Raw genomic sequence first — 26009 nt, 5'->3', positions numbered from 1 at the left:
GAGCATTAATTAATGCTCCTTTTTTTGTAATTATCTGACTAATAGATTAATGGAGTTGTGTTTCTTTTTAATTGTTATATTTGTATGAAACCAAATAAATTAAACAATGAAAAAAACATTATTCCATTTTTTTATGCTTCTGCTGTTTTGTAGTGGCTTTTCTCAAAAGAATATTTGGGAAAAAACAACAGAAAGCGAGTTGAGTACATTTTCGAAAGCAACTAGAAATTCAATGCCAACAGCTTTTCAATTGTATAAATTAAACCTCTCAGACTTAAAAGAAAAATTAATAGGAGCCCCAAATGATTTGTCAAGGCAAACGTCAAATATAATCCTTACGTTTCCAGTTTCAAATGGGGTATTAAACCAATTTCGCATTTATGATTCGCCAGTTATGGAAGAAGGTTTAGCAGTTAAATTCCCTGATATTAAAACCTATTTAGGAAAAGGTATTGAAGATCCTACGGCAACAATGAGATTTAGTATAACTGAATTTGGATTGCATGCCATGATTTTGTCAGGTAATTCTGGGACAACTTATATTGACACATACACTTCCGATTTAAAAAACTATATAGTTTATAATAGATCCAATTTGTTAAGAACCAATGGTTTCGAATGTAGTTTTGATGAAATGAACCATGATATTTTTAAATCTGAGATAAATGAAGACGAATTAAATAGGGCAAGTGATGGAAATTTTAGAGTGTATAGATTAGCAATGGCTTGTACAGGTGAATATGCTGCCTTTCATGGGGGTACAGTAGCAGGAGCTCAAGCGGCAATAGTGGTAACAGTGAATAGAGTTAACAGTATATATGAAAGGGATTTTGCAGCTAGGTTAACCTTGGTTGCAAATAACAATTTAATAATTTATATTGATGGTGCTACCGATCCTTACACGAATAATAATGGAGGAGCTATGTTAGGAGAGAATCAAAGTAACGTTACTAGCGTTATTGGAACAGCTAATTATGATATTGGACATGTAGTAAGTACTAACGGAGGTGGAGTAGCTGGGCTAGGAGTAGTTTGTAATAATACTCAAAAAGCAAGAGGTGTTACTGGAACCAGTTCACCTGTAGGAGATCCTTTTGATATTGATTATGTAGCTCATGAGATTGGGCATCAATTTGGTTGTAACCATACTTTTAATGGAAGTAGCGGAAGTTGTGGTGGTGGTAACAGAAATAACGCTACAGCTGTTGAACCAGGAAGTGGAACCACTATAATGGCATATGCAGGTATATGTTCTCCTCAAAATGTTCAATCAAATTCCGATGCTCATTTTAGTTTTATAAGCATAGCAGAAGCCAACACAAGAACTTTGTTAGGAACTAGTTGTGCAAATACTACCGCCAATGGTAATTTTGCACCAGTTGTAAATGCAGGACCAGATTATGTCATTCCAAGAGGAACTGCATTTATATTGAAAGGTAGTGCAACAGATGCAAATGGTGATGCATTAACCTATTGTTGGGAACAAACCAATACAGAAATATCGGTTCAGCCTCCTCAACAAACCGCTACATCTGGACCAAATTTTAGATCAAGACTGCCAGTTACTTCACCAGATAGATATATGCCAAGAATACAAGATGTAGTAAATAATAATTTAGCACCTACATGGGAAGTTGTTCCCAATGTAGCAAGGACAATGAATTTTGCGTTAACGGTTAGAGACAATAGGGCTCCTAATGGTGGTCAGACTGGAATTGATGAAATGGTTGTAACAACAGCTTCAGTGGGTCCTTTTTTAGTAAGTTCACCAAATACGGCAGTTTCTTGGACAGTAGGGACGAATCAAAATGTAACTTGGGATGTTGCTGGTACAGATGCTAACGCTATTAATGCTTCTTATGTTGACATCTTGCTTTCTACAGATGGAGGATTCACATATCCAATCCTTTTAGCTAGCAAAGTACCTAACGATGGTTCTGAAACCATAACTGTTCCAAATAATCCTGGAAGTCAAAATAGAATAATGGTTAGAGGGTATAATCATATTTTTTATGATATCTCTAATACCAATTTTACCATTACTGCAGCTCCTTCTTCTTTTTCAGTAGCTTTTTCTGGTGTAGAAGGAACACAGAATATTTATAATTGTTCTGGAGCGACTGTAAATTACAATATTAACTACGCTACATATGGTGGTTTTAATTCAAACACCACTTTTAGTGTTTCAGGTAATCCACCAGGTTCAACCGTTACATTTACTCCTAATACGATGAATGCTACCGGAGTTGTTACTCTTACGCTAGGCAATTTAGATGCAGTTGCTGGAGGTGATTATCAAATTATTGTGAGTGCTACTTCAGGTGCAATAACTAAAACAGTTCCCTTTTATTTGTCACTAGGTATCAATCCAGTTCTATTAACAAGTCCTGCTAATAATGCGAACGGTCAAAATACATCGTTAACCTTAAATTGGGATATTAATCCAAATGCAACTTCTTACGATGTTCAGGTAGCGACAGATAATACGTTCACAACTATTGTAAGTTCTGGGAATACGACTACAAACTCTTATAGTGTTAGTGGTTTATCTCAAGGCACAAGTTACTTTTGGAGAGTATTACCTAAAAACGCTACTTGTACAGGTGTTTTTGGAAATCCTTTCCGTTTTACTACAGGTACTATTTCTTGTGCTTCAACTTCTTCACCTAATGTACCGGTAGCCATTTCGTCATCAGGAACACCTACCATTACTTCTACTTTAAACATTCCGTCTGGAGGAACTATCGCAGATGTAAATATAACTATGAATGTTACGCATACTTGGATTAATGACTTAACGGCAACTTTAACAAGTCCTTCAGGAACTGTGGTTCAATTATTTTCTAGAGAATGTAATCCTAATGCAAGTATTAATAATGTAGTTGCAACCTTTGACGATTCTGGTGTTGCTATTGTTTGTGGTAATAATCCAGGAATATCTGGAACAGTAATGCCAAGACAATCTTTATCTGCTTTTAACGGTCAAAGTTCGACAGGTACTTGGACCTTGACAATTTCAGATGCTTTTAATCAAGATGGAGGTAATTTGAACAGCTGGAGCTTAAATGTATGTACCGTTCAACCTCTAGGATCAGAAAGTTTTGATTTTGATGACTTCGCTTTATATCCTAATCCTAATAATGGAAGTTTTACAGTTAAATTAATGTCTACATCATCAAATGATATAGCTGTTGATGTTTATGATATGAGTGGAAGACAAGTGTACCAAAAATCTTTTTCTAATACAGGTAATTTTAATCAAGAAATAAATCTAAATAGAGTACAATCAGGTGTTTATTTAGTTGCTATTTCTGATGGAATTGCTAGAGCAGTTAAAAGAATGATTATTGATTAAGCTTTTTATTCTTTGAATAGAAAAAGCCCTTTGCAAATACAAAGGGCTTTTTTATTAAAAAGTTACATCTATGGAACTAATTTTTTGTGTTATATTGCTAACTTCAAAATCAAATTTTAAAAGATAGCTATCTTCTTTTATACTTAAAAATAGTTTCCCTTTTTCAATGACATAGTATCCTGCCTCATCTTTACAATAACAATGTTTACCAAAAAGGATGTTTTTTCCCTTAAGCTCAGCATCTTTTAATTCTAAATTGGTTTTTGTATGTTCAAAAGGAATAATTACGTCTTCAGTATAATTATCGTCTAGAGCATCTTTATGACCTTGCTTTAGGTAGGTATATTTAAGGATAGAATTAGTTTCATTGTCTTCTAGAGTGTAATAAATGCCGTTTATTTCATCTTTTTGGATAACTATTTTTTTATTTTTAATTATCGAGATAGTACAATGTCCATCTGAGGGACAATTTTTAAAGTCTTGTTTTTCAACAATGCCGTTTTTGTTTATTTTAGAATTTGTTTCATTGTTTTTCATTGGACAACAGAACGTAAAAAAAACACATGAAATGATTCCTGTAATTACTTTCATTATTTTTTATTTATCTCATATAAAGATAATTAAAAATAAATTATTTGCCATTAAAAGTATTCATCGTATTATTTAAACCAGCTAATGCAAAGGATTTAATAATTTCTGTAGCAACTTCCAATCTTTCCTTTAATTTTTCTTTCTCTTCCTCGCTCCACTCTCCAAGTACATAATTAACTTGTTGTCCTTTTTTAAATGCATCACTTATACCAAAACGAAATCTTGGATATTCAGCTGTGTTTAAAAGCAATTGTATGTTTTTTAGCCCATTATGTCCGCCATCACTCCCTTTACTTTTAATGCGAATTGTTCCAAAGGGTAAATTTAAATCATCGGTAATTACCAAAATATTTTCTTTTGGAATGTTTTCTTTTTCCATCCAATATTTAACTGCTTTTCCACTCAAATTCATGTAGGTATTTGGTTTTAATAAAAACAATGAACGGCCTTTTATTTTTACTTCTGCGACATCACCTAATTTTACGGTTTGAAAAGCAGAACTTTCTTGGTTAGCCATATAATCTAATACTTTAAAACCAATGTTATGACGGGTGTTAACATATTCTGAACCAATGTTTCCTAAGCCTACAATTAAAAACTTTTTCATAGAATCTATATTCGTATCATTTGTTTTGAAAATTCTTTTTAGCCATTTCATGTTGTAATCTTTTATTTGAAAATGCCTTTTCTATTTTCATATAGTTAGTGCAACAAAAATAATTTCTTTTAACCAGTATACAAAGACTTGCGATTGACTTTATCATTCAAATACAGGTTTAAAATAAAAAAGCACCAGTAAAACTGATGCTTTGAAAATATAAATAATTTAAAATTATTTTTTCTTTTTGTCTCCAGCTTTTGCAGCTTTTGCAGCTTCTTGAGCAGCTTTCATAGCAGCACGAGAAATTCTCACTTGACATACAACCGTATTGTCTGGGTGCATTAATTTAAAATTATCTGTTTTGATTTTTGTAACATATAATTTATTACCCATTTCAAGTGGAGTGATGTCTGCTTCAACGAAGTCAGGTAAATTTTTTGGTAATGCCTTTACTTTTAAACGACGTTGGTTTAAGCGTAATACACCTCCTGCCATAACTCCAGGAGATTTTCCTACTACTTTCACTGGAACTTCCATAACGATTTCTTTGTCATCGTTTAATTGGAAAAAGTCAATGTGTAAAATTTTGTCAGATACAGGGTGGAATTGAATGTCTTGTAAGATAACATCCATTTTTTTACCTTCTAATTCAACTACAACAGTGTGTGCGTTTGGAGTGTATACCAATTCTTTGAATGCTCTTTCATCTGCTGTAAAATGCACTGGTTGATTTCCTCCGTAAATAACGCAAGGAACCATTCCAGCATCACGTACGGCTTTAGTTGCTTTTTTGCCTACGTTTTCTCTTTCTGATCCTTTAATCGTAATTGATTTCATTGTTAAAATATATATATAATTAATTAAAATTCTATAAATTATTATGGTAAATTACATTAAAAACTTACCACTTATTGAGTTGTTATTTTGTACCATATGCATAACTTCAGCAAATAAATTGGCACAAGAAACCACTCTTATTTTTTTTGATTCTTTCTGTAAAGGAATAGAATCGGTTACAATTAATTCTAGTAATTTAGAATTCTCTATTTTTTCATAGGCAGTGCCTGATAATATTGGATGCGTGCATATTGCTCTAACACTTAAAGCACCTCTTTCCATCATTACATCAGCGGCTTTAGCTAATGTTCCTCCAGTATCTATCATATCGTCTACGAGAATAACATTTCTACCTGTAACATCACCAATTAGTTCCATAGTGTCTATTACATTTGCTTTTTTGCGTTGTTTGTAACAAACGACTACATCCGATTCTAAAAATTTTGAGTAAGCATATGCTCTTTTAGAACCACCCATATCTGGTGAAGCTATAGTTAAGTTTTCCAAATTCAAACTTTTTACATAGGGTAAAAAGATGGTTGATGCAAACAAATGATCTACTGGTTTTTCAAAAAATCCTTGTATTTGATCAGCATGTAAATCCATAGTCATAATACGAGTAGCGCCAGCTGTTTCTAATAGTTTTGCTACCAATTTTGCTCCTATTGGAACTCTTGGCTTGTCTTTTCTATCTTGTCTTGCCCAGCCAAAATAAGGAATTACTGCTGTTATATGACGTGCAGAAGCTCTTTTTGCTGCATCAATCATCAATAACAATTCCATTAGATTGTCTGAACTTGGAAATGTAGAACAAACAAGAAAAACGCGTAGACCTCTTATTGACTCTTCAAATGAGGGTTGGAATTCTCCATCACTATATTTTGAGAACGTAACTTTACCTAGTGGAACACCATAGCTTTCCGCTATTTTTTCCGCTAAGTACACACTCTGAGAACATGCAAATATTTTTGCTTCAGGCTCGTTGTATGACATCTTAAATTGTTGTTTAGTAGTTGTTTAGTGTTGTGTTGTATTAACGAGGTGCAAATTTAGAAATAAATTTGGACTCTGAAAGTAAATTTTCAAGTATTTTAGTTTAGTTTTTTGAAAAAATAATTACATTTGCACTCTCGAAAACAAAATGAATCTAATTTTAGATTTGTTTTCCTGCCTTGGTGGCGGAATTGGTAGACGCGCACGACTCAAACTCGTGTTCTTCGGAGTGTGGGTTCGATTCCCACCCAAGGTACTAAAAGCTTCAACATTTGTTGAAGCTTTTTTATTTTAAAATTTCTTTATTTACTCTTCCTGAAGCAATCCAAGATGAAATTACACCCAAAGGAATAATAGTTCCAATGACTAATAGGATATTGGCTAATTTAAATTGAACAGGATAGGCAATACTTGAAGTAATCATTAATACCGAAAACTGTTGTTGGATTACAATAAGAAGTGTTCCTAATACTAATCCAAATAAAAGTCCAAATAAAGTAATGATAATGCCTTGTACAAAAAATACATTTCTTATCTCTTGAAAAGTTAGCCCTATATTATAAAGTGTATTGATGTTTTCTTTTTTGTCGATGATTATCATAACAATAGCACCCGCTAAGCAGAAAAGGGTTAAAATAACGATTAAGGTGCTAAATAAATAGATAAATAAATTTTCTGAATTTAGCATCTTATATAAAGAGTCATTCAATTGCGCTTTCGTTTTAATAGTTACCTTGTCTTTGAAAATTTCTTTTAATTCAGTAACAATAGTTTCTTCAGAAGTATTAGGTAGTGTTTTGAATTCAATACTGCTAATTTGATTGCTTTTGAAATCAAATAATTTTCGTGCTAATTGAATGTCACAATAAATATATTTTCCATCAATGTCTTCGTTTATATTGAACATGCCCACAGGTTGTAAGGCAATAATATTAAATGCGTTTTCACTTTTTTCAATAAGTCCTTTGCCAGGTTTTGGAGCATAGGCATCCAATGTGTTTTGATAATCAAATAATCCTAAGGAAAGTTTTCGGGCAATTTCACTTCCAATTATTGCTTGATTGGAATTGGGACTTATCCAGTTTCCTATATATACGTAATCACTAGTTTTGGTTACTTTACTAAAAATACTATCAACACCTTTAATAGTGGCTATTTGCTCTTTTTTATCATACTGAAAAAGAACTCGATCTTCTATTATTTTACTAAAAAAAGCAATGGATTTATTGTTTTTTAGTTGCGATTCTTCTTCTTGGCTTAAAATAAAGGATTTTCCAATACGTGGTTCAATTTTGAAATCAGGATCTGAAGAATTGCTGTAACTTAAGGTAAACTCTCTTAGTCCACTAAATATTGATAAGAAGACAAATAAAGACATAGCACTTGCAACAATAGCTATTGATGAGATTATTGTTATCGTATTTATTGCTGAATTTTTACTAAAACTAACAGCATATCTTTTGGCTATGTAAAACGGTAAATTCAAGATTACGACTTCTTTCTTTTATCTAAAAGATCTGGATTTAGTACAGGATTCTCTTTTCCGCTCAAAGCATTGTCAATTTTTTCAATGTAATCTAAACTATCATCTATATAAAAAATAAGATTAGGTACTTTTCTTAATTGATTTTTTACTCTTTGAGATAAATCATGCTTAATTAAAGGTGTATTGGTTTTGATTGCATTTAAGATTTCACCTGCTTTATCGGTAGGGAAAACACTCAAAAATACTTTTGCGATAGATAAATCGGAAGTAACATTGACTTTGGATACCGAAATAACTAAATTGGTAATTCCATTTTTTCGTATTTCTCCTTGCAATATATCTACCAAATCATTTTGGAGTAATGCGCCTATTTTTTTTTGTCGATTCGTTTCCATATTGCAAAAATAAACAATAAAGTAGAAACTTTACTTTATTTATTATTTTGAAGCTTATCTTTTTACAAATTTATTTTATAAATGATTAGACGACAAATGCCAAATGTTTATAGAAAGTCTTATATCTTTGTTGTTATATAAAATGGAATATTGGTAGTATGAGAAAAATTGAACATATAGGAATTGCGGTTAAAGATTTACAGGTTTCAAACAAAATTTATGAAAAATTGTTAGGGGTTGCTTCTTACAAAGAAGAAGAAGTAGTAACGGAAGGAGTGAAAACTTCTTTTTTTCAAGTGGGGCCAAACAAAATAGAGCTGCTGGAGGCTACAAATGAAACTAGTCCTATTGCAAAATTTATAGAAAAAAGAGGTGAGGGAATTCATCATATTGCTTTTGAAGTAGATGATATTTTAGAAGAAATGAAACGATTGCAGCAAGAAGGTTTTGTTTTGTTAAACGAAAAACCGAAAAAAGGAGCTGATAATAAGTGGGTCGCATTTCTACATCCTAAAGAAACTAATGGCGTTTTGATAGAGCTTTGTCAGGAGATAAAATAAAATACTGAAAAATGTTGCAACGAAAAAAAAATAGTAGTAATATTGCATCCTCAAAATAAAGTCTTGGACTTTGTTTGTTGGAACAACTTTAAAGTTGAAACAACTGGTCCTATAGCTCAGTTGGTTAGAGCACCTGACTCATAATCAGGTGGTCCCTGGTTCGAGCCCAGGTGGGACCACTAAACAAAATAGCCTTCATTGAAGGCTATTTTGTTTTTTAATAAGAAAAACATTTTTAAAAGTTTTTGTTAAAAAAAAATTGTTTAATACAGAAATATTTATATTTTCGTAAGTAATAAAATGATTGGCCTCAATTTATTCATAAAATATTAAAGAACAATTTTCTTTTAAAATAGGAAAAAGTTTTTATTTTTGTAACCTAATGGAAATTATGATGAACAAAAGACTTATTCTTTTATTAGTTTTGATGTCTTTTCAGAATGTTTTTTCTGATTCGACACCACCTCCACCACCACCAACTCCTCCGCCTGGGTTGCCTATAGACAATGGAGTTGTAGCTATGATATTTGCAGGCTTAATTTTTGGTTATTATATTATAAGGAAAGCGGATTTAAAAAAAAATTTAAATAATTTTTTACAGTCTTAAATCTTGTATTCTTTTTACATATTTTCCTATAACATCAAATTCTAGATTGACTATTGTGCCAACTTTAAATGTTTTAAAGTTAGTGTTTTCGTATGTATATGGAATAATAGCTACTGAAAATTGATTTAATTTAGAATCGACCACAGTCAAACTTGTTCCATTTACGGTTATTGAGCCTTTTTCAATTGTAATATTGCTTTGAGCTTTGTCATACTCAAAAGTAAAATACCAACTCCCATCTGCTTCTTTGATATTGATACAAGTCCCCGTTTGGTCAACATGTCCTTGAACTATATGACCGTCAAGGCGATCTCCAAGTTTCATGGCTCTTTCTAAGTTTATCTTGTCTTTTGGTTTCCAAGATGAAATAGTTGTTTTGTCGATTGTTTCTTTAATTGCGGTAACGGTATAGGTGTCATTTTCTATTGCTACTACCGTTAGACAAATGCCATTATGAGCCACGCTTTGGTCAATTTTTAATTCATTGGTTAGATTGGATTCGATTTTTAAATGTAAGTTTTCTTTCTCTTGACTTATTTCTTGTAGGGTTCCTAATGTTTCGATAATACCTGTAAACATAACTGATTTATTTTACTAAATTTGTAGCTCAAAAGTAAGCAATAAATACTAACTAGTTATGGTTAAAAAAGCAGAAAATATAATTGTAGGAATATCAATAGGAGATTTGAATGGAATTGGTCCTGAAGTAATCTTGAAAACCTTTGAAGATAATAGAATGCTTGAGCTTTGTACTCCTGTTATTTTTGCAAATGTTAAAATTGTGTCTTTTTTAAAAAAGAACCTTGCTTTAGATTCTAGTTTGCATGGAATAGATGCTTTGGAACAGATCGTTTTAGGGAAAATTAATGTTTTGAATGTATGGAAGGAAGGTGTGAATTTAGAGTTTGGAAAAAATGATGAGGTAGTTGGTAAATATGCAATAAAATCTTTTATGGCAGCAACTAAGGCACTTAAGGACAGTCAGATAGATGTATTGGTTACTGCTCCAATAAATAAGTATAACATTCAATCTGAAGATTTTAAATTTCCAGGTCACACCGATTATTTAGATAAAGAGTTGTCAGGTAGTGCTTTAATGTTAATGGTGCATGATAAATTAAGAGTAGGGCTTCTTACGGACCATATTCCTGTTAATGAAATTTCAAATTATTTGACGGAAGAATTGTTGGAGAGAAAAGTGGGGACAATTGTAAAAACCTTACAACAAGATTTTGGTATTTCTAAGCCTAAAGTCGCTATTTTGGGTTTAAACCCTCATAGTGGTGACAATGGTGTTATAGGTGATGAAGAAGAAAGAGTGATTAAACCAGCAGTAAAAAAAATGTTTGATTTAGGTCAATTGGTTTTTGGTCCTTATGCTTCCGATAGTTTTTTCGGCTCTTTACAATATGAAAAATATGATGCTATTTTAGCAATGTATCACGATCAAGGGTTAATTCCTTTTAAAACCTTATCTTTTGGTAATGGAGTGAATTATACGGCTGGGTTAAATAGAATACGTACTTCTCCAGATCATGGAACTGCTTTTGAAATTGCAGGTAAAGGAATTGCGAAAAACGATTCATTTAAAGAAGCGGTTTATTTAGCTTTGGATATTTATAAAAAGCGAAATGAATATCAAGAACTTACAAAAAAGCCCTTGAAAGCAAAACAAAATTAGTTGTAAACAAAAAAATGTTTATAACGTGTTTGAATTTATAATAATTTTATATCTTTGCAACCCCTTAAAGAAAGGTTGACTGTTGTTATGAAAAATTTAAAAGCATATTTAATTCAGTTTTCTGGATTAAAAATCGGAAAGCATCAGTTTGAATATCAGTTAGATAATTCGTTCTTTGAACACTTTAATTTTGAAGAATTTAATAGTGTAGCTATTAAAGTAGATTTAATATTAGAGAAGAAAAGTACGATGCTTGAGTTGAACTTCAAGCATAAAGGAATAGTAAATGTTCCTTGTGATTTAACTAATGAGCCTTTCGATTTACCCGTTAAAGGTAAATTGAGGTTGATTGTGAATTTTGGAGATTCATTTAATGATGAAAATGAAGAGTTGCTCATTTTGCCACACGGTGAGTTTCAGGTAGATGTGTCTCAATATATATATGAAATGGTTGTTCTTTCTGTTCCTTTTAAAAGAATTCACCCAGGTGTAAAAGACGGAACTTTAAAAACGGATGTTTTAGATAAATTAGATGCTTTATCTCCAAAAGAAGATAAAAAGGAAGAAGAGAATATAGACCCAAGGTGGGAGAATTTAAAAAAACTATTAACGGATAAATAATATAGTAAAATGGCACATCCTAAGAGAAAAACCTCGAAAACGAGAAGAGACAAGAGAAGAACGCACTATAAAGCGTCTGTTCCTCAAATTGCAACATGTCCTGTTACAGGTGAAGCACATTTATACCACAGAGCTTACTGGCATGAAGGTAAAATGTACTACAGAGGTCAAGTAGTAATTGATAAAGCTGAGGCAGTAGCTTAATTGCTTCAATGAAATAGAGAAAAACTCTCACGCAGTGAGAGTTTTTTTGTTAATATGCTTTTTGTCATATTAATAACTTTATTTTACACAGGTTTGATTTTTTTTTTGTAATTTCAAACACTTTTTTATTAAGCGATTATTAAAAAAGAAAAATTATTTTTATGAATAAAATTACAGCCGCAATAACAGCTATTGGCTCATACGTTCCTGATTATGTGTTGTCTAATCAAGTGTTGGAAAAAATGGTAGAAACCAACGATGAATGGATTACCACTAGAACGGGAATTAAAGAAAGAAGAATTTTAAAGGAAGAAGGTGAAGGAACTTCCTTTTTGGCAATAAAAGCTGCTCAAAATCTAATTGATAAAGCTAACATTGATCCAAAAGAAATTGATTTAGTAATTATGGCAACGGCAACACCAGATATGCCAGTTGCTTCTACAGGGGTTTATGTTGCTACCCAAATTGGAGCAACAAATGCTTTCGCTTTTGACTTGCAAGCTGCATGTTCCAGTTTTCTTTATGGAATGTCTACTGCTTCTGCTTACATACAATCCGGAAAATATAAAAAAGTCTTATTAATAGGTGCAGACAAAATGTCGTCTATTATTGATTACACAGATAGAGCTACTTGTATCATTTTTGGTGATGGAGGTGGAGCTGTATTGTTTGAACCTAATGAAGACGGATTAGGGTTGCAAGATGAAATCTTAAGAAGTGATGGAGTGGGTAGAGAGTTTCTAAAAATTGAGGCTGGAGGTTCTATTTTACCAGCTTCTGAAGAAACTGTAAAAAACAAACAGCATTATGTATTTCAAGATGGGAAGACTGTTTTTAAATATGCAGTGTCTGGAATGGCTGATGTGAGCGAAAAAATAATGGAAAGAAACCAACTTACACATGATGATGTAAATTGGTTGGTTGCACATCAAGCAAATAAGAGAATTATTGATGCTACCGCTAATAGAATGGGAGTTGAAGAGTCTAAGGTGTTAGTAAACATTCACCGTTATGGCAACACTACCTCTGCAACTTTACCGTTGCTATTATGTGATTTTGAGAGTCAATTAAAAAAGGGAGATAATATTATTTTTGCAGCCTTTGGAGGTGGCTTCACATGGGGAGCGATTTATCTGAAATGGGCTTATAATAAACAATAACAAACCAAACCAAATGTCAAATAGTATGGATATTAGAGAAATTCAAAACCTAATTAAATTTGTAGCTAAATCAGGAGCTACCGAAGTAAAGTTAGAAATGGATGATTTTAAAATCACCATAAAAACTACAAGTGAAGGTGCAGAAAGTACAACTACTTATGTACAACAAGTTCCCGTTTCTAATGCTTTACCACAAGCTCCAGCGAATCAACCTGTTGCTCCAACAGCTCCAGTAACTCCACAAACAACTAAAGAAGCGGATGGCAATTCAAAATATATTACTATAAAATCGCCAATAATTGGTACTTTTTATAGAAAACCAGCTCCAGACAAACCTGTTTTTGTAGAAGTAGGTAGCTCTGTTTCTAAAGGTGATGTAGTTTGTGTAATTGAAGCTATGAAATTATTTAACGAAATTGAATCAGAAATTTCTGGTAAAATTGTTAAAATATTAGTTGACGATTCTTCACCAGTAGAATTTGACCAACCTTTATTTTTAGTTGATCCATCTTAATAAAGTTAGAAATTAGTATTTAGAAGTAATTACTTCTTTTTGTCTAATTGACATATTGTCTAATTATCTAATTAAAAATATTATGTTTAAAAAAATATTAATTGCAAATAGAGGGGAAATTGCCTTACGTGTAATTAGAACTTGTAAAGAGATGGGAATTAAAACTGTTGCTGTTTATTCTACAGCTGATGCAGACAGTTTACATGTGCGTTTTGCAGATGAAGCAGTATGTATTGGACCTCCTCCAAGCAACCTTTCTTATTTAAAGATGTCTAATATTATTGCTGCTGCAGAAATTACAAATGCAGATGCAATACATCCTGGATATGGTTTTTTGTCTGAGAATGCTAAATTTTCAAAAATATGTGAAGAACATGGTATCAAATTCATTGGAGCTTCTGCTGAAATGATAGATAAAATGGGTGATAAAGCTACTGCTAAAGCTACAATGAAAGCAGCTGGTGTGCCTTGTGTTCCTGGTTCTGATGGTATTTTAGAATCTTTTGAACAAGCTCAAAAAATTGCAAAGGATATGGGTTATCCTGTGATGCTTAAAGCAACAGCTGGTGGTGGTGGAAAAGGAATGAGAGCAGTTTGGAAGCCTGAAGATTTGTTAAAAGCTTGGGAAAGCGCTCGTCAAGAAGCTGGTGCTGCTTTTGGTAATGATGGGATGTATATGGAAAAATTAATTGAAGAACCAAGACATATTGAAATTCAGGTGATTGGGGATTCTTTTGGTAAAGCATGTCACTTATCTGAAAGAGATTGTTCAGTTCAAAGAAGACATCAAAAGCTGACAGAAGAAACACCTTCTCCTTTTATGACCGATGAACTACGTAATAAAATGGGTGATGCAGCGGTTAAAGCTGCGGAATTTATTAAATATGAAGGAGCTGGAACTGTTGAATTCTTAGTAGATAAGCATAGAAATTTCTATTTTATGGAAATGAATACGCGTATTCAGGTAGAACATCCAATTACGGAACAGGTAATTGATTATGACTTGATTAGAGAGCAAATCTTAGTCGCAGCAGGTGTGCCTATTTCTGGTAAAAATTATTTTCCTCAATTGCACTCTATAGAATGTCGTATTAATGCTGAAGATCCCTATAATGATTTTCGACCTTCTCCAGGTAAAATAACAGTTTTACACTCTCCTGGAGGGCATGGTGTGCGTTTGGATACGCATGTGTATGCTGGATATACTATTCCTCCTAATTATGATTCTATGATTGCTAAATTAATTACTACTGCTCAAACAAGAGAAGAAGCAATCAATAAGATGAAAAGGGCTTTAGATGAGTTTGTTATAGAAGGAATTAAAACCACTATTCCGTTTCATAGACAACTTATGGATGAGCCAGATTATGTTGAGGGTAATTACACCACAAAATTTATGGAAACTTTCACAATGAAAGAAAAAATAGAAGAGTAAAACAATAAAAAAACTCCCGATGAAAATCGGGAGTTTTTTATTTAGTATAAGAATGCTATTATAAACTTGCTTTTAAAAATTCTCTATTCATACGAGCAATATTTTCTAATGAAATACCTTTAGGACATTCTATTTCACAAGCTCCTGTATTGGTACAGTTACCAAAGCCTTCTTCATCCATTTGTCTTACCATGTTTTGAACACGTTGTGCGGCCTCTACTTTACCTTGAGGCAATAGTGCATACTGAGATACTTTTGCGCCTACAAAAAGCATTGCAGAGCCGTTTTTACAAGTTGCCACACAAGCACCACAACCAATACAGGCTGCAGCCATAAATGCTTTGTCTGCATCGTCTTTTGGTACAGGAGTAGCATTAGCATCTATTGTATTACCTGATGTGTTAACAGAAACAAATCCTCCTGCTTGCTGAATTCTATCAAACGAACTTCTATCAACAACTAAATCTTTTACAACAGGGAAAGCTTTACTTCTAAAAGGTTCAATGTAAATAGTATCACCATCTTTGAACTTTCTCATATGAAGTTGACATGTAGTTGTTCCAGTTTCAGGTCCGTGTGCTCTACCGTTAATATATAAAGAACACATTCCGCAAATACCTTCTCTACAGTCATGATCAAAAGCAACTGGTTCTTGTTTGTTGTTAATTAATTGTTCGTTTAATTGATCTAGCATTTCTAAAAACGAACTTGCAGTAGATACATTATCTAATTTATAATCTACAATTCCTCCTTTATCATTAGCGTTTTTTTGACGCCAAATTTTAAGGTTTATATTTATGTTTTTTGCTGTACTCATAATTTCTTATTTATAGTTTCTAGCGGCAATTTTAATGAATTCATACTTCAATTCTTCTTTGTGTAATTCTGCTTTTGTTGTGTCTTGACCTTTGTATTCCCAAGCACTTACAAAAGAGAAGTTTTCATCATCACGTAAGGTTTCACCCTCAGCATCTTGATATTCTTCTCTAAAGTGTCCTCCACAAGATTCATTTCTTTGTAAGGCATCCATTGCCATTAATTGACCTAATTCCAAGAAATCAGCAACTCGAAGTGCTTTTTCTAATTCTGGATTAAGTTCATCAGCATTTCCAGGTACATATACGTCTTTGTAGAATTCGTCTCTAATTTGACCAATTTCTGCAATAGCTTCTTTCAGCCCTTGTTCGTTACGCGCCATACCCACCTTATTCCACATTACATGTCCTAACCTCTTATGGAAATAATCAACCGATTTTGTTCCATTATTGTTTAAGAACATATTAATGCTGTCTTTCACATTTTTTTCAGCTTCAGCAAATTCAGGAGCATCTGTAGAAATTTTACCTGTTCTAATTTCGTCAGCTAAATAATTGGAAACCGTATAGGGAAGTACAAAATAACCATCGGCCAAACCTTGCATTAATGCTGAGGCACCCAATCTATTTGCACCGTGGTCAGAGAAGTTGGCTTCACCAGCCACAAAACAACCTGGAATAGTTGATTGTAAGTTGTAATCTACCCAAACACCACCCATCGTATAGTGCACTGCAGGATAAATTTTCATAGGTGTTTCATATGGATTCTCATCTGTAATTTTTTCATACATTTCAAATAAGTTACCATATTTTTCTTCAATCCATTTTTTTCCTAGAGTGATAATTTCTTCTTCTGAAGGATTGTGATTTCCTTGAGCATAAGCCACTTCTTTTCCTTTATTTTTAATTTCTGAAGAGAAATCTAGATAAACTCCTTCATTGGTATCATTAGCTTCAATTCCAAAACCTTCATCACAACGCTCTTTTGCAGCACGAGAAGCAACATCACGAGGTACTAAGTTACCAAAAGCTGGATATCTTCTTTCTAAATAATAATCTCTATCTTCTTCAGCAATTTGTGTTGGTTTTAATTTACCTGCACGAATAGCTTCTGCGTCTTCTTTTTTCTTTGGTACCCATATACGACCTGAGTTACGTAATGATTCAGACATTAACGTTAACTTCGATTGATTCGTTCCATGAACAGGAATACATGTTGGGTGAATTTGTACATAACAAGGATTTGCAAACGCTGCTCCTTTTTTATGAATTTTCCAACCTGCACTTACATTACTACCCATTGCATTTGTAGATAAGAAATATACATTTCCATAACCACCTGATGCAATAACTACAGCGTGTGCAGCATGTCTTTCAATTTCACCTGTAATTAAATTACGCGCAATAATTCCACGTGCTTTACCATCAATTTTCACTAAATCTAGCATTTCGTGACGGTTGTACATTTTCACACGTCCTAAACCAATTTGTCTCGATAAAGCCGAGTAAGCACCTAATAATAATTGTTGACCTGTTTGTCCAGCAGCATAAAATGTACGTTGTACTTGTACACCACCAAACGAACGATTATCTAACATTCCTCCATAATCACGTGCAAATGGCACGCCTTGAGCGACACATTGGTCGATAATGTTTCCTGAAACTTCAGCTAAACGATGAACGTTTGCTTCACGGGCTCTATAATCACCACCTTTTATAGTGTCATAAAATAAACGGTAAATACTATCCCCGTCATTTTGATAATTTTTCGCAGCGTTAATACCTCCTTGAGCAGCAATTGAGTGCGCTCTACGAGGTGAATCTTGAAAACAAAATGCTTTTACATTATAACCCATTTCTCCAAGAGAAGCTGCTGCTGATGCACCTGCTAAACCCGTTCCTACAACTATAATGTCTAATTTTGGTCTATTATTTGGAGCAACTAATTTTAAGTGGTCTTTATAATCAGTCCATTTTTTATTTAATGGTCCTTCTGGTATTTTAGAATCTAACTTCATATTGTATCTGATGTTGATTATTTAGTAAAATGAATATATAATGGGATAATTGCAAACAATAAAGGAACAATTACAGCAAAAGCTTTCCCAATAAACTTGATTAAAGGAGTATATTTAGGACTGTTTAATCCTAAAGACTGAAAGGCGCTTTGGAAACCGTGCCATAAGTGAAAACCAAGTGCAAACATGGCTAAAACATAACCAATTGTAAAATATAAACCATATTTAGCATCTCTGAAGAAAGCTAAAGTAATTTTATATAAATCTTTATACAAGTCAGCTACTTTTACATTCGCTTGCGCATGGTACAATTCGGTTTTGTTAACCAATTTAAATTGCTTTGGCGCATGATTATGTTCGTCGGTATGTGTTCCGATTTCTACTTGTTCTACTGGATAATATTGTCCCGCTTGTGTTCCAACATAAAAATCTTGTTTCATGCCAGGCTGTCCTTCAATTGACTGCGTCATTAATGGCATGTTTTGATCAAAATGCATTTTTGCCCAAAAATTGACCATGTGTGTCACAATGAATACCAATACAATTGTTCCTAATAGCGCCATGTTTCTAGACGAAAAACTACTGTTTGCTGAAGGATTTGATTTGGCATACCCAATTGGTCTTGCTTTAGCGTTTTGATACGTCAATAAAAAACCATCAATAGCATGGAAAAGAATGGAAATGTACGTTAAATAAGAAAGAACTTTTACTGCTGGATTAGTGGTCATAAATAATGCGTATTGATTGAAATTCAACGCGTTATTTGGTACTAAAAGCTGAAGATTTCCAGCCAAGTGACCAGCTAAAAACAAGCATAAAAATAAACCTGTAAGAGCCATCCAGTATTTCTTAGCAATAGATGACTTTAAAAGTGCTGATTTTGCCATAATTTAATTTGATTGTTCTAGTTTTAAAAATCAAACAAAAATACAGCATAAAAAATTTAACTACAACCTTTTAGTGGTAATTTATAATGAATTTAAAATATGTTTAATTGGGTTTGTAAATCAAGAAGTTATCTGGTAAATATTTATTTGTAGGATGGTTCCAAACCTCTAATTCCCATATCGATTACGTTCTCACCAGCAGCTGGTTCGTATTTTCCATCCCTATTTACTTCTTCCCATTCAAAACTATTGTTTGTGGATAAAGAAAGTGTGATAATGATATCTTTGGTTTCACTTCCAGTAATGACTAAATTAGTTGGAAACTTGCCTGTAACAACACATGAACCTTGCGGAATTGCTGAAGTAGTGGCAATAGGATTAGGAACAGTAGTTGATCCTTCTGGAGCCTGACCCGAAGTAGCATACGGGTAATTATGTAGTCCTAGAGCCCAATAACCTTGAAGTCGGTTAGCGTTTACATTAAAAATATTATTCTCTATTTGATGCGTGGTAATATAAGTATTGTAGCCCACAAAACTTTCTAAAGTAGCGGTGTAATTTATGTTGTTGTTTAAAATGGAAATGTCATAATTTTGATATGATAAAGAGACTCTGACGTATTGATAGCTTCCTTGATTTACTTCTTTTAAAGGAATAGACAAGAAAGTTTCACCATTAGAAACAACAGTTGCTTGCGAAAAATCGATTGCTAAATCTCCTCCTGTAAGGGTTTCTGGAGCGTGATATAAAACGGTTCCATCTCCAAGTTGTGTATAAGCATTTGGGCTTAGTTCAAAATAATGAGCGCTTATACTATTAAAAATTGGGGATTGAGCAGCATGACCAGATGGTATAGTAGCAGGTTGTCCTAAGTTATCTAACCTTTGTTGATTTGGATTAAACTCAAATTTGATTATTAATTGAGGTTCATCGTTTACTAAATTATCATCTTTATCAGAACAGGAAAAGAAACTTATCCCTAAAGCCAAAATAAATATCGGTAAATATTTCTTCATTTCTGTTCTAATGGGTTACTAATTATTATTTTAATGGGTCAACAGCTTCTTCAAATAAAACGTGTAAATGTAGTATTTTATTATTAACAAAAAGTCTTAATTGTGTTAAAAATACTATTTGTAAATTTTGAATTTTTTTTTAAATAAAACGTTGTAGCATTGTGAATTTTATAGTTGAATAGAGCTATTTTTTTTAAATCCATAAAAATCACTAATAATTCCATTTTCTAATATTCAATAGTAGTTTTTTTTTGGTTCTTAATCGTAATTTTAACCGCTTTAAAAATGAGAGATTATGAAAGTTGGGATTGATGCTATATCTTTTGATGTAGCCAAATTGCATTTACCTATACATGATTTAGCAGAAGCAAGAGGAATTGAAGCTGCAAAATTAGAAAAAGGATTAGGATTGTTAAAAATGACTTTTCCTGATGTACACCAAGACACGGTAGTTTTTGGAGCTAATGCACTAACAACATTGATCTTAGAGCATCAAATTGACTTGCGTGATGTTTCAAGAATATATGTTGGAACCGAGAGCAGTATCGATAGTTCTAAGCCGATTGCTTCTTTTTTAGTGTCTTTAATGGAACAAAAATTTGGGCAAGGATGCCTTTCTCACTGTGATGCGGTAGATTTTACATTTGCCTGTATTGGCGGTGTAGATGCAATGCAAAACTGTATGGATTTTGTGCGATTACATCCAGAGAAAAAAGCCATTGTAGTTACTTCGGATATTGCAAAATACGATTTAAATTCAACGGGCGAATATACACAAGGTGCTGGTGCTTTAGCGATGTTGATTACTTCTAATCCTAGCATTATTGCTTTTGAAAATCATTGGGCAACCAGTACAAAAGGAGTTTTTGATTTTTTTAAACCGTATCGAAGTATTGCTAAATCATCCATTACTGGAAGTGAGAATAACGAAGATTGGTTTTCTAACTTAGAAACTGAAATTGAAATTCATAAAGACCAACCTGTTTTTGACGGACAATATTCGAATCAATGTTATATGGATAGAACCAGAGAGGCTTATTTTTTGTTTAAAAAGCTGAAAAATTCAGAAGAAACAATTTATAATTCTTGGGCTAGTATTGTGATGCACCTGCCTTATTCTTTCCAAGGTAGAAGAATGTTGACAGAAATTTATGCTTTGGATTCCAAGGAAATTGAAATGGATGTACAGTCATTGGATTACCAAAATAAATTAAAAGAAATAGGAAAATCAGAAGCGTATCAAAATTTTGTTACTGAAAAATTGCAACCTGCGGAAATAGCTTCTTCATTAATTGGTAATTTGTATACAGGATCTGTTTTTATGGGGTTATTGTCGACTTTGTCTCATTTTTATGCGAATAATACTCCGATAGAAGGAAGCGTTTTTGGTTTTTTAGCCTATGGGAGTGGTTCGAAATCAAAAGTCTTTGAAGGGGTTGTTCAAAGCAACTGGAGAGCTGCTTTAGAAAAAACACAGCTTTTTGAAACTTTAGAAAAAAGTCACAAAATAGATTTTACAACCTATGAAAAATTACATAAAAAAGAAGTAAAAAAAAGTGTTTGTTTTCCCAAAAAGGAATGGGTTCTTGATTTGATTGAAAAAGAAAACCCCAATTTAATTGGGGCGCGATATTATAAATGGATAGAGTAATTGGTTTTTTTAACTGTATTTTTCAATATATTTATTCACGATTAAATCGGTATTTTCGTTGCGTATTTTCTGTTCCAACTGAATGGGAGCAGCCGCTCTTACAGAACAATCTTTAACGGCACAAGTTTCACAAGTAACGCCTACAATTTGTTTGGTAATAGATTCATTATCAATAAATTTAAATTTTTTCTTGAGTGTAGGTGTAATGAGAATACCAACTGAAATACTTCTAATGTGGTCTTTTTTAAATGGGTCTGGAGTAGCAGAAGAAAAAACTAAATATTCATTTTTACTATTTTCATAACAAGAAATTTGAGCATCAAAAAAATGTGCTTTATTTTGTTTCAAAGACTCCACCATCGTTCGAACGGAAACCCATCTTCTGCAGTAATGTTCATTCATTTCATTGGCATGTGGTTCTTGTTGGTTCGTGATGTGTAATTCTTTTTTGATTTTATAATTGTTGCTACCAATTTTATGCGACATACGTAAAAAGAATAAGTTTTTTAACTGAAAATCTTTGGGCAATAAATTGGTTAACCTTTGGTAAAAAGATTCTGGAGAAACTTTAAAATCAATAATTAATTGAACAAATTCTTGCGGTTTTGGATCTTCTTTTGCTACAAAAACATTTAATTTTTCAATCATTTTTTTTCTAGGCAAGAGTAAAGCACCTGCAAAATAAGAGGCGTAGAAATTATTTAATACTTGATCAAAATTTTCAAACTTAATCCAACTAAAAGTGTACAATCGTTCTTCAATTTGTAAAAAATTATAGGCTATTTCCTTAGCGAAAATAAAGGCTTTTTGCGAATCGTCTACGTCTGTTGAGATTAATAAAGTTTTGCTTTTGGCTACAAAAATCGAACGTAAATCGCCCAGTTCGTTTTGTTCTTTAAAAGTTAAAACTTCGATTTTATAATTGTATTCTTCAATTAAAATAGATTGTAATTCCTGTAAAGCAATTTCTGAATCTAAATCTATATGAAACGCTTTGGCAAAATCTAGTACTTTTTGTTCTAAATCTTCAAAATAATTATTTTGTGCTTCTTGATAGGAGCGTAAGGAAGCTAAGAAAAAACTTTCTCTAGATAAATTATAATGTTGAGCAATTTCAATGATGGTACTAATAAAAGCATTTACTTTTGCAGGAGCATTTGCAATGATGTCAATTAAATCGCTTTCCTCAATTCCAAAAATGTCTAAAGGAATTTCTTTTAATATTCCTGAATTTAGAATTTCACCAATAGGAGCTAGATTATTGTCTAACTTCAAAGACACCATATTATCATAAGAAACATCTAATTTTTCAGACAACAAAATAATCTTATCTGTCTTTGGATATTTTTTTCCTTTTTCAATTTCATTTAAATACGACTTGGATAGTCCTGTTATTTTGGCTAAGCCAAATAAAGACAAGTCTTTGTTGGTTCTTGCCTGCTTTAATTTTAAGCCAAAAATCAGCTTGATATAATCTCTTTCTAAATTCATAATTTCAAAGATACGCTATTATTTAAAATCACAAAAAAATAATTTTTTTACATTTTAGCGTACGTTCGCTTGTTTTGTAAAAAACTTTTTTATAATATTGTACCAACAAAAACAATAAGTCATGGAAAATCAATTAGAAACAACAGCAAAAACATTTGAGTTAGCACCAGAAGCAATTGCTCAATTCCCTGCTATTTTAACCGAAGATGCGATTCTTTTTTTAACGGAATTACATGAAATGTTTAATAAGAAACGATTGGAATTACTTGAAAAAAGAAAAGTTCAACAACAAAAATTTGATGAAGGTGAGTTGCCTTGTTTTCCAAAAGAAACGAAAGACATTCGTGAAAAAGATTGGTTTGCAGGAACAACACCAGAAGACTTATTAGATAGAAGAGTGGAAATTACAGGCCCAGTAGATCGTAAAATGGTGATTAATGCTTTAAATTCTGGTGCCAAAACGTTTATGGCTGATTTTGAAGACAGTACTTCTCCAACTTGGGAAAATATCATGAATGGTCAACAAAATTTAAAAGATGCTGTCGCTAAAACTATTTATTTATATGATGAAAAAAAGAATAAAGAATACAAATTAAATGAAAAGACCGCGGTTTTGTTAGTAAGACCTCGCGGGATTCATTTAAATGAAAAACATATCTTAATTAATAATGAAGAAGCTTCAGGTTCTTTGGTTGATTTTGGATTGTATGTTTTTCATAATTACAAACAATTAAAAGAAAACAATACGGCTCCTTATTTCTATTTACCCAAATTGGAGCATTACTTAGAAGCAAGATGGTGGAATGCCGTTTTTGAATTTACTGAAGACTATCTAGATATTAAAAAAGGAACTTTAAAAGCTACCGTTTTAGTGGAGACAATTACTGCGAGTTTTCAATTGGATGAAATTATTTATGAATTAAGAAATCATATTGTAGGATTAAATTGTGGTCGCTGGGATTATATTTTTTCATATATCAAAAAATTTAGAAATAATGATAAATTTTTAGTACCAGATCGTGATCAAGTAACCATGACAAGCCCTTTTATGAAAGCCTATTCCGAATTGGTAATCCAAAGATGTCACAAAAGAAATATTCATGCGATTGGTGGAATGGCGGCTCAAATACCTATTAAAAATGATGAAGCAGCTAATAAAATCGCATTCGACAAAGTAAAAGCTGATAAAGAGCGTGAAGTAAAAAATGGTCATGACGGTACTTGGGTCGCACATCCTGATTTAGTTTCTGTTGCGATGAAAGTCTTCGATGAAAACATGCCTACTAAAAATCAAATTCATGTGAAACGAAATGAACTTTCGATTTCAGAAGCTGATTTGTTAGAAGTGCCTCAAGGAACGATTACCGAAGCAGGCGTTCGTAAAAATATTAATATTTCCGTTTTGTATATCGCTTCTTGGTTGAATGGTCAAGGCGCTGCTGCTTTAAATCATTTAATGGAAGATGCTGCAACTGCAGAAATATCTCGTTCACAATTATGGCAATGGCTTCGCAATGGCGTAACCTTAGATAATGGCAAAGTCTTAACTGAGAAATATTATGATAAAATTGCCATGGAAGAATATGAAAAAATTAGAAACCAAGTAGGTGATGAGAATCATGAAAAATACCATTATAAGTTGGCCGAACAACTGTTAGATATTTTGGTGGTGAATTATACATTCATCGATTTTCTAACCCTAACAGCATACAAATACATTTAACACAACCTTTTATTTATAAAAAAAATGAAAACAGTAGAAACAAGAATTCAGGAATTAGTTACAGATTGGTTAACCAACGAAAGATGGAAAGGAATTGAACGTCCTTATACCGCTGAAGAAGTAGTTAAATTACAAGGTTCTTATAAAATTGAACATAGTATCTCAAAATTAGGAGCTGAGAAACTTTGGAAAAAATTAAATGCGCAAGATTATGTAGCTGGTTTAGGTGCTTTAACTGGGAATCAAGCGATTCAAGAAGTAGAAGCAGGTTTAGAAGCGATTTATTTAAGTGGGTGGCAAGTAGCTGCTGATGCCAATATGGCTGGAGAAATGTATCCCGATCAATCTTTATACCCAGCTAACAGTGTGCCTCTTGTGGTAAAAAGAATTAACAATGCATTGTTAAGAGCAGACCAAATACAAGTAGTAAATCAAGTGCCAGAAAAAGATAGAAAAGATTATTTAGTACCAATTGTAGCTGATGCGGAAGCTGGTTTTGGTGGAAATCTAAATGCGTTTGAATTGATGAAATCCATGATTGAAGCGGGTGCTGCTGGAGTTCATTTTGAAGATCAATTGAGTTCTGCTAAAAAGTGCGGTCATTTAGGAGGAAAAGTATTGGTACCTACACAAGAAGCAATTAATAAATTAGTAGCCGCTCGTTTGGCAACAGATGTTATGGGGGTTCCTGCTTTAATCGTAGCAAGAACAGATGCAGATGCAGCTAATCTTCTAACGAGTGATATTGATCCAAGAGATGCTAAATTTATTACAGGTGAAAAAACTAGTGAAGGTTTCTTCTATGTGAATGCAGGTATTGAACAAGGTATTGATAGAGGCTTGAGTTATGCTCCTTATGCGGATTTAATTTGGATGGAAACGAGTAATCCCGATTTAAAATATGCCAAACAATTTGCGGATGCTATTCATGCTAAATATCCAGGAAAAATGTTAGCTTATAATTGTTCGCCATCCTTCAACTGGGCCGCAAAATTAACCGTTGCAGAAATGGAAACTTTTAGAGAGGATTTAGCAGCAATGGGGTATAAATTCCAATTTATCACTTTAGCAGGCTTCCACGCTTTGAATACAAGTATGTTTGAATTATCAAAAGCGTATAAAGAAAGAGGAATGGCAGGTTACTCTGAATTGCAAGAAAGAGAATTTGCTCTGCAAAAAGATGGTTTTAAAGCAGTAAAACACCAAGGATTTGTAGGTACAACCTACTTTGACGCGGTTCAAAATACCGTTACTAACAATAGATCTTCTACTACAGCAATGAAAGATTCTACTGAGGTAGCGCAATTTTAATATTTTTAGTATAATTTGGTTTGACCAAAAAGCCTTGAGAAATTTCTCAAGGCTTTT

The 26009-nt window shown here is 32.7% G+C and carries 24 protein-coding genes and 2 tRNA genes; 14 read left to right on the top strand and 12 right to left on the bottom strand.

Going from position 1 to position 26009, the window contains the following annotated elements; genetic code table 11:
- Window positions 1–106 precede the first annotated feature (106 nt).
- Window positions 107–3355, top strand: a complete 3249-nt coding sequence (locus tag NHF47_RS01965) for a reprolysin-like metallopeptidase (RefSeq protein ID WP_252763340.1) — start codon at window positions 107–109, stop codon at window positions 3353–3355.
- A gap of 54 nt (window positions 3356–3409) precedes the next feature.
- Here NHF47_RS01965 and NHF47_RS01960 read toward each other — a convergent pair whose 3' ends face one another.
- The 4 genes from NHF47_RS01960 to NHF47_RS01945 form a co-directional block, all read right to left on the bottom strand.
- Window positions 3410–3946, bottom strand: a complete 537-nt coding sequence (locus tag NHF47_RS01960; protein WP_252763339.1) for a hypothetical protein — start codon at window positions 3944–3946, stop codon at window positions 3410–3412.
- 40 nt (window positions 3947–3986) lie between these two features.
- A complete protein-coding gene (pth, locus tag NHF47_RS01955; RefSeq protein ID WP_252763338.1) occupies window positions 3987–4604 on the bottom strand; it encodes an aminoacyl-tRNA hydrolase in 618 nt (205 codons plus the stop codon).
- A 174-nt stretch (window positions 4605–4778) separates the two neighbouring features.
- Window positions 4779–5384, bottom strand: coding sequence for a 50S ribosomal protein L25/general stress protein Ctc (locus NHF47_RS01950; RefSeq protein WP_140998108.1), 606 nt, complete (start codon window positions 5382–5384; stop codon window positions 4779–4781).
- Window positions 5385–5435: 51 nt separating this feature from the next.
- Entirely contained in the window at window positions 5436–6377 is a 942-nt protein-coding gene (locus tag NHF47_RS01945; RefSeq protein ID WP_252763337.1) for a ribose-phosphate pyrophosphokinase, read from the bottom strand.
- 176 nt (window positions 6378–6553) lie between these two features.
- On the opposite strand from NHF47_RS01945, the gene NHF47_RS01940 reads away from it, so the two are divergent.
- Window positions 6554–6633 (top strand) — tRNA-Leu (locus tag NHF47_RS01940).
- Window positions 6634–6663: 30 nt separating this feature from the next.
- Here NHF47_RS01940 and NHF47_RS01935 read toward each other — a convergent pair.
- Both NHF47_RS01935 and rbfA read right to left on the bottom strand, forming a co-directional pair.
- Window positions 6664–7863: an ABC transporter permease gene (locus tag NHF47_RS01935; protein WP_252763336.1), complete on the bottom strand. Its 1200-nt coding sequence runs from the start codon at window positions 7861–7863 to the stop codon at window positions 6664–6666.
- Window positions 7864–7865: 2 nt separating this feature from the next.
- The gene (gene rbfA / locus NHF47_RS01930) at window positions 7866–8258 is read right to left on the bottom strand and encodes a 30S ribosome-binding factor RbfA (RefSeq protein ID WP_140998111.1); all 393 of its coding nucleotides are present in this window, start codon (window positions 8256–8258) and stop codon (window positions 7866–7868) included.
- A 158-nt stretch (window positions 8259–8416) separates the two neighbouring features.
- Between rbfA and mce the strand changes: the two genes are divergently transcribed.
- The 3 genes from mce (at window position 8417) to NHF47_RS01915 (ending at window position 9425) form a co-directional block, all read left to right on the top strand.
- On the top strand, window positions 8417–8818 hold the full coding sequence (gene mce / locus NHF47_RS01925; protein WP_252763335.1) for a methylmalonyl-CoA epimerase: 402 nt from the start codon (window positions 8417–8419) through the stop codon (window positions 8816–8818).
- A gap of 105 nt (window positions 8819–8923) precedes the next feature.
- A tRNA-Ile gene (locus NHF47_RS01920) sits at window positions 8924–8997 on the top strand.
- A 212-nt stretch (window positions 8998–9209) separates the two neighbouring features.
- Window positions 9210–9425, top strand: coding sequence for a hypothetical protein (locus NHF47_RS01915; RefSeq protein WP_252763334.1), 216 nt, complete (start codon window positions 9210–9212; stop codon window positions 9423–9425).
- Here NHF47_RS01915 and NHF47_RS01910 read toward each other — a convergent pair.
- Window positions 9414–10004 (bottom strand): riboflavin synthase, encoded by a 591-nt coding sequence (locus NHF47_RS01910; protein WP_252763333.1) that lies wholly within the window; start codon window positions 10002–10004, stop codon window positions 9414–9416. The two genes, NHF47_RS01915 and NHF47_RS01910, sit on opposite strands and share 12 nt — an antisense overlap.
- Before the next feature lie 58 nt (window positions 10005–10062).
- Here NHF47_RS01910 and pdxA point away from each other — a divergent pair, with 58 nt between their 5' ends.
- The 6 genes from pdxA (at window position 10063) to accC (ending at window position 15040) form a co-directional block, all read left to right on the top strand.
- Window positions 10063–11106: a 4-hydroxythreonine-4-phosphate dehydrogenase PdxA gene (gene pdxA, locus NHF47_RS01905; protein ID WP_252763332.1), complete on the top strand. Its 1044-nt coding sequence runs from the start codon at window positions 10063–10065 to the stop codon at window positions 11104–11106.
- An 87-nt stretch (window positions 11107–11193) separates the two neighbouring features.
- Window positions 11194–11727, top strand: coding sequence for a DUF177 domain-containing protein (locus tag NHF47_RS01900; protein ID WP_252763331.1), 534 nt, complete (start codon window positions 11194–11196; stop codon window positions 11725–11727).
- A 9-nt stretch (window positions 11728–11736) separates the two neighbouring features.
- The gene (gene rpmF, locus NHF47_RS01895) at window positions 11737–11931 is read left to right on the top strand and encodes a 50S ribosomal protein L32 (protein ID WP_026993360.1); all 195 of its coding nucleotides are present in this window, start codon (window positions 11737–11739) and stop codon (window positions 11929–11931) included.
- 161 nt (window positions 11932–12092) lie between these two features.
- A complete protein-coding gene (locus NHF47_RS01890; RefSeq protein WP_252763330.1) occupies window positions 12093–13091 on the top strand; it encodes a beta-ketoacyl-ACP synthase III in 999 nt (332 codons plus the stop codon).
- Between the two features lie 25 nt (window positions 13092–13116).
- Complete coding sequence (gene accB / locus NHF47_RS01885; protein ID WP_252766051.1) at window positions 13117–13605, top strand: acetyl-CoA carboxylase biotin carboxyl carrier protein; 489 nt, start codon at window positions 13117–13119, stop codon at window positions 13603–13605.
- A gap of 82 nt (window positions 13606–13687) precedes the next feature.
- Entirely contained in the window at window positions 13688–15040 is a 1353-nt protein-coding gene (gene accC, locus NHF47_RS01880; RefSeq protein WP_252763329.1) for an acetyl-CoA carboxylase biotin carboxylase subunit, read from the top strand.
- A 58-nt stretch (window positions 15041–15098) separates the two neighbouring features.
- Here accC and NHF47_RS01875 read toward each other — a convergent pair whose 3' ends face one another.
- The 4 genes from NHF47_RS01875 to NHF47_RS01860 all read right to left on the bottom strand — a co-directional run bounded on the left by NHF47_RS01875 (window position 15099) and on the right by NHF47_RS01860 (window position 19776).
- A complete protein-coding gene (locus NHF47_RS01875) occupies window positions 15099–15857 on the bottom strand; it encodes a succinate dehydrogenase/fumarate reductase iron-sulfur subunit (protein ID WP_140998169.1) in 759 nt (252 codons plus the stop codon).
- A gap of 6 nt (window positions 15858–15863) precedes the next feature.
- Window positions 15864–17873, bottom strand: coding sequence for a fumarate reductase/succinate dehydrogenase flavoprotein subunit (locus NHF47_RS01870; protein ID WP_252763328.1), 2010 nt, complete (start codon window positions 17871–17873; stop codon window positions 15864–15866).
- Between the two features lie 17 nt (window positions 17874–17890).
- On the bottom strand, window positions 17891–18760 hold the full coding sequence (locus tag NHF47_RS01865; RefSeq protein WP_252763327.1) for a succinate dehydrogenase cytochrome b subunit: 870 nt from the start codon (window positions 18758–18760) through the stop codon (window positions 17891–17893).
- 143 nt (window positions 18761–18903) lie between these two features.
- The gene (locus NHF47_RS01860) at window positions 18904–19776 is read right to left on the bottom strand and encodes a hypothetical protein (RefSeq protein ID WP_252763326.1); all 873 of its coding nucleotides are present in this window, start codon (window positions 19774–19776) and stop codon (window positions 18904–18906) included.
- A 295-nt stretch (window positions 19777–20071) separates the two neighbouring features.
- Between NHF47_RS01860 and NHF47_RS01855 the strand changes: the two genes are divergently transcribed.
- Entirely contained in the window at window positions 20072–21427 is a 1356-nt protein-coding gene (locus NHF47_RS01855) for a hydroxymethylglutaryl-CoA synthase family protein (RefSeq protein WP_252763325.1), read from the top strand.
- Window positions 21428–21436: 9 nt separating this feature from the next.
- Here NHF47_RS01855 and NHF47_RS01850 read toward each other — a convergent pair whose 3' ends face one another.
- The gene (locus NHF47_RS01850; protein WP_252763324.1) at window positions 21437–22918 is read right to left on the bottom strand and encodes a helix-turn-helix domain-containing protein; all 1482 of its coding nucleotides are present in this window, start codon (window positions 22916–22918) and stop codon (window positions 21437–21439) included.
- Window positions 22919–23039: 121 nt separating this feature from the next.
- Between NHF47_RS01850 and aceB the strand changes: the two genes are divergently transcribed.
- Together aceB and aceA are read left to right on the top strand one after the other, a co-directional pair.
- A complete protein-coding gene (gene aceB, locus NHF47_RS01845) occupies window positions 23040–24641 on the top strand; it encodes a malate synthase A (protein ID WP_252763323.1) in 1602 nt (533 codons plus the stop codon).
- 24 nt (window positions 24642–24665) lie between these two features.
- Entirely contained in the window at window positions 24666–25952 is a 1287-nt protein-coding gene (gene aceA / locus NHF47_RS01840; protein ID WP_252763322.1) for an isocitrate lyase, read from the top strand.
- Window positions 25953–26009: the final 57 nt, after the last annotated feature.

The sequence above is a fragment of the Flavobacterium sp. NRK F7 genome (assembly GCF_024054195.1).
Lineage (GTDB): Bacteria > Bacteroidota > Bacteroidia > Flavobacteriales > Flavobacteriaceae > Flavobacterium.
The sequence above is the reverse complement of the archived record's forward strand: the minus strand, read 5'-3'. Positions and strand labels throughout refer to the sequence as shown.

Coding starts and splice junctions, on each gene's coding strand:
- accB (WP_252766051.1), top strand. CDS start 13,117: ATGGATATTAGAGAAATTCAAAACCTAATTAAATTTGTAGCTAAATCA.
- NHF47_RS01875 (WP_140998169.1), bottom strand. CDS start 15,857: ATGAGTACAGCAAAAAACATAAATATAAACCTTAAAATTTGGCGTCAA.
- NHF47_RS01965 (WP_252763340.1), top strand. CDS start 107: ATGAAAAAAACATTATTCCATTTTTTTATGCTTCTGCTGTTTTGTAGT.
- NHF47_RS01865 (WP_252763327.1), bottom strand. CDS start 18,760: ATGGCAAAATCAGCACTTTTAAAGTCATCTATTGCTAAGAAATACTGG.
- rbfA (WP_140998111.1), bottom strand. CDS start 8,258: ATGGAAACGAATCGACAAAAAAAAATAGGCGCATTACTCCAAAATGAT.
- NHF47_RS01890 (WP_252763330.1), top strand. CDS start 12,093: ATGAATAAAATTACAGCCGCAATAACAGCTATTGGCTCATACGTTCCT.
- pdxA (WP_252763332.1), top strand. CDS start 10,063: ATGGTTAAAAAAGCAGAAAATATAATTGTAGGAATATCAATAGGAGAT.
- NHF47_RS01860 (WP_252763326.1), bottom strand. CDS start 19,776: ATGAAGAAATATTTACCGATATTTATTTTGGCTTTAGGGATAAGTTTC.
- mce (WP_252763335.1), top strand. CDS start 8,417: ATGAGAAAAATTGAACATATAGGAATTGCGGTTAAAGATTTACAGGTT.
- NHF47_RS01850 (WP_252763324.1), bottom strand. CDS start 22,918: ATGAATTTAGAAAGAGATTATATCAAGCTGATTTTTGGCTTAAAATTA.
- accC (WP_252763329.1), top strand. CDS start 13,688: ATGTTTAAAAAAATATTAATTGCAAATAGAGGGGAAATTGCCTTACGT.
- pth (WP_252763338.1), bottom strand. CDS start 4,604: ATGAAATGGCTAAAAAGAATTTTCAAAACAAATGATACGAATATAGAT.
- NHF47_RS01915 (WP_252763334.1), top strand. CDS start 9,210: ATGATGAACAAAAGACTTATTCTTTTATTAGTTTTGATGTCTTTTCAG.
- NHF47_RS01950 (WP_140998108.1), bottom strand. CDS start 5,384: ATGAAATCAATTACGATTAAAGGATCAGAAAGAGAAAACGTAGGCAAA.
- NHF47_RS01900 (WP_252763331.1), top strand. CDS start 11,194: ATGAAAAATTTAAAAGCATATTTAATTCAGTTTTCTGGATTAAAAATC.
- rpmF (WP_026993360.1), top strand. CDS start 11,737: ATGGCACATCCTAAGAGAAAAACCTCGAAAACGAGAAGAGACAAGAGA.
- aceA (WP_252763322.1), top strand. CDS start 24,666: ATGAAAACAGTAGAAACAAGAATTCAGGAATTAGTTACAGATTGGTTA.
- NHF47_RS01945 (WP_252763337.1), bottom strand. CDS start 6,377: ATGTCATACAACGAGCCTGAAGCAAAAATATTTGCATGTTCTCAGAGT.
- NHF47_RS01910 (WP_252763333.1), bottom strand. CDS start 10,004: ATGTTTACAGGTATTATCGAAACATTAGGAACCCTACAAGAAATAAGT.
- NHF47_RS01870 (WP_252763328.1), bottom strand. CDS start 17,873: ATGAAGTTAGATTCTAAAATACCAGAAGGACCATTAAATAAAAAATGG.
- NHF47_RS01960 (WP_252763339.1), bottom strand. CDS start 3,946: ATGAAAGTAATTACAGGAATCATTTCATGTGTTTTTTTTACGTTCTGT.
- aceB (WP_252763323.1), top strand. CDS start 23,040: ATGGAAAATCAATTAGAAACAACAGCAAAAACATTTGAGTTAGCACCA.
- NHF47_RS01855 (WP_252763325.1), top strand. CDS start 20,072: ATGAAAGTTGGGATTGATGCTATATCTTTTGATGTAGCCAAATTGCAT.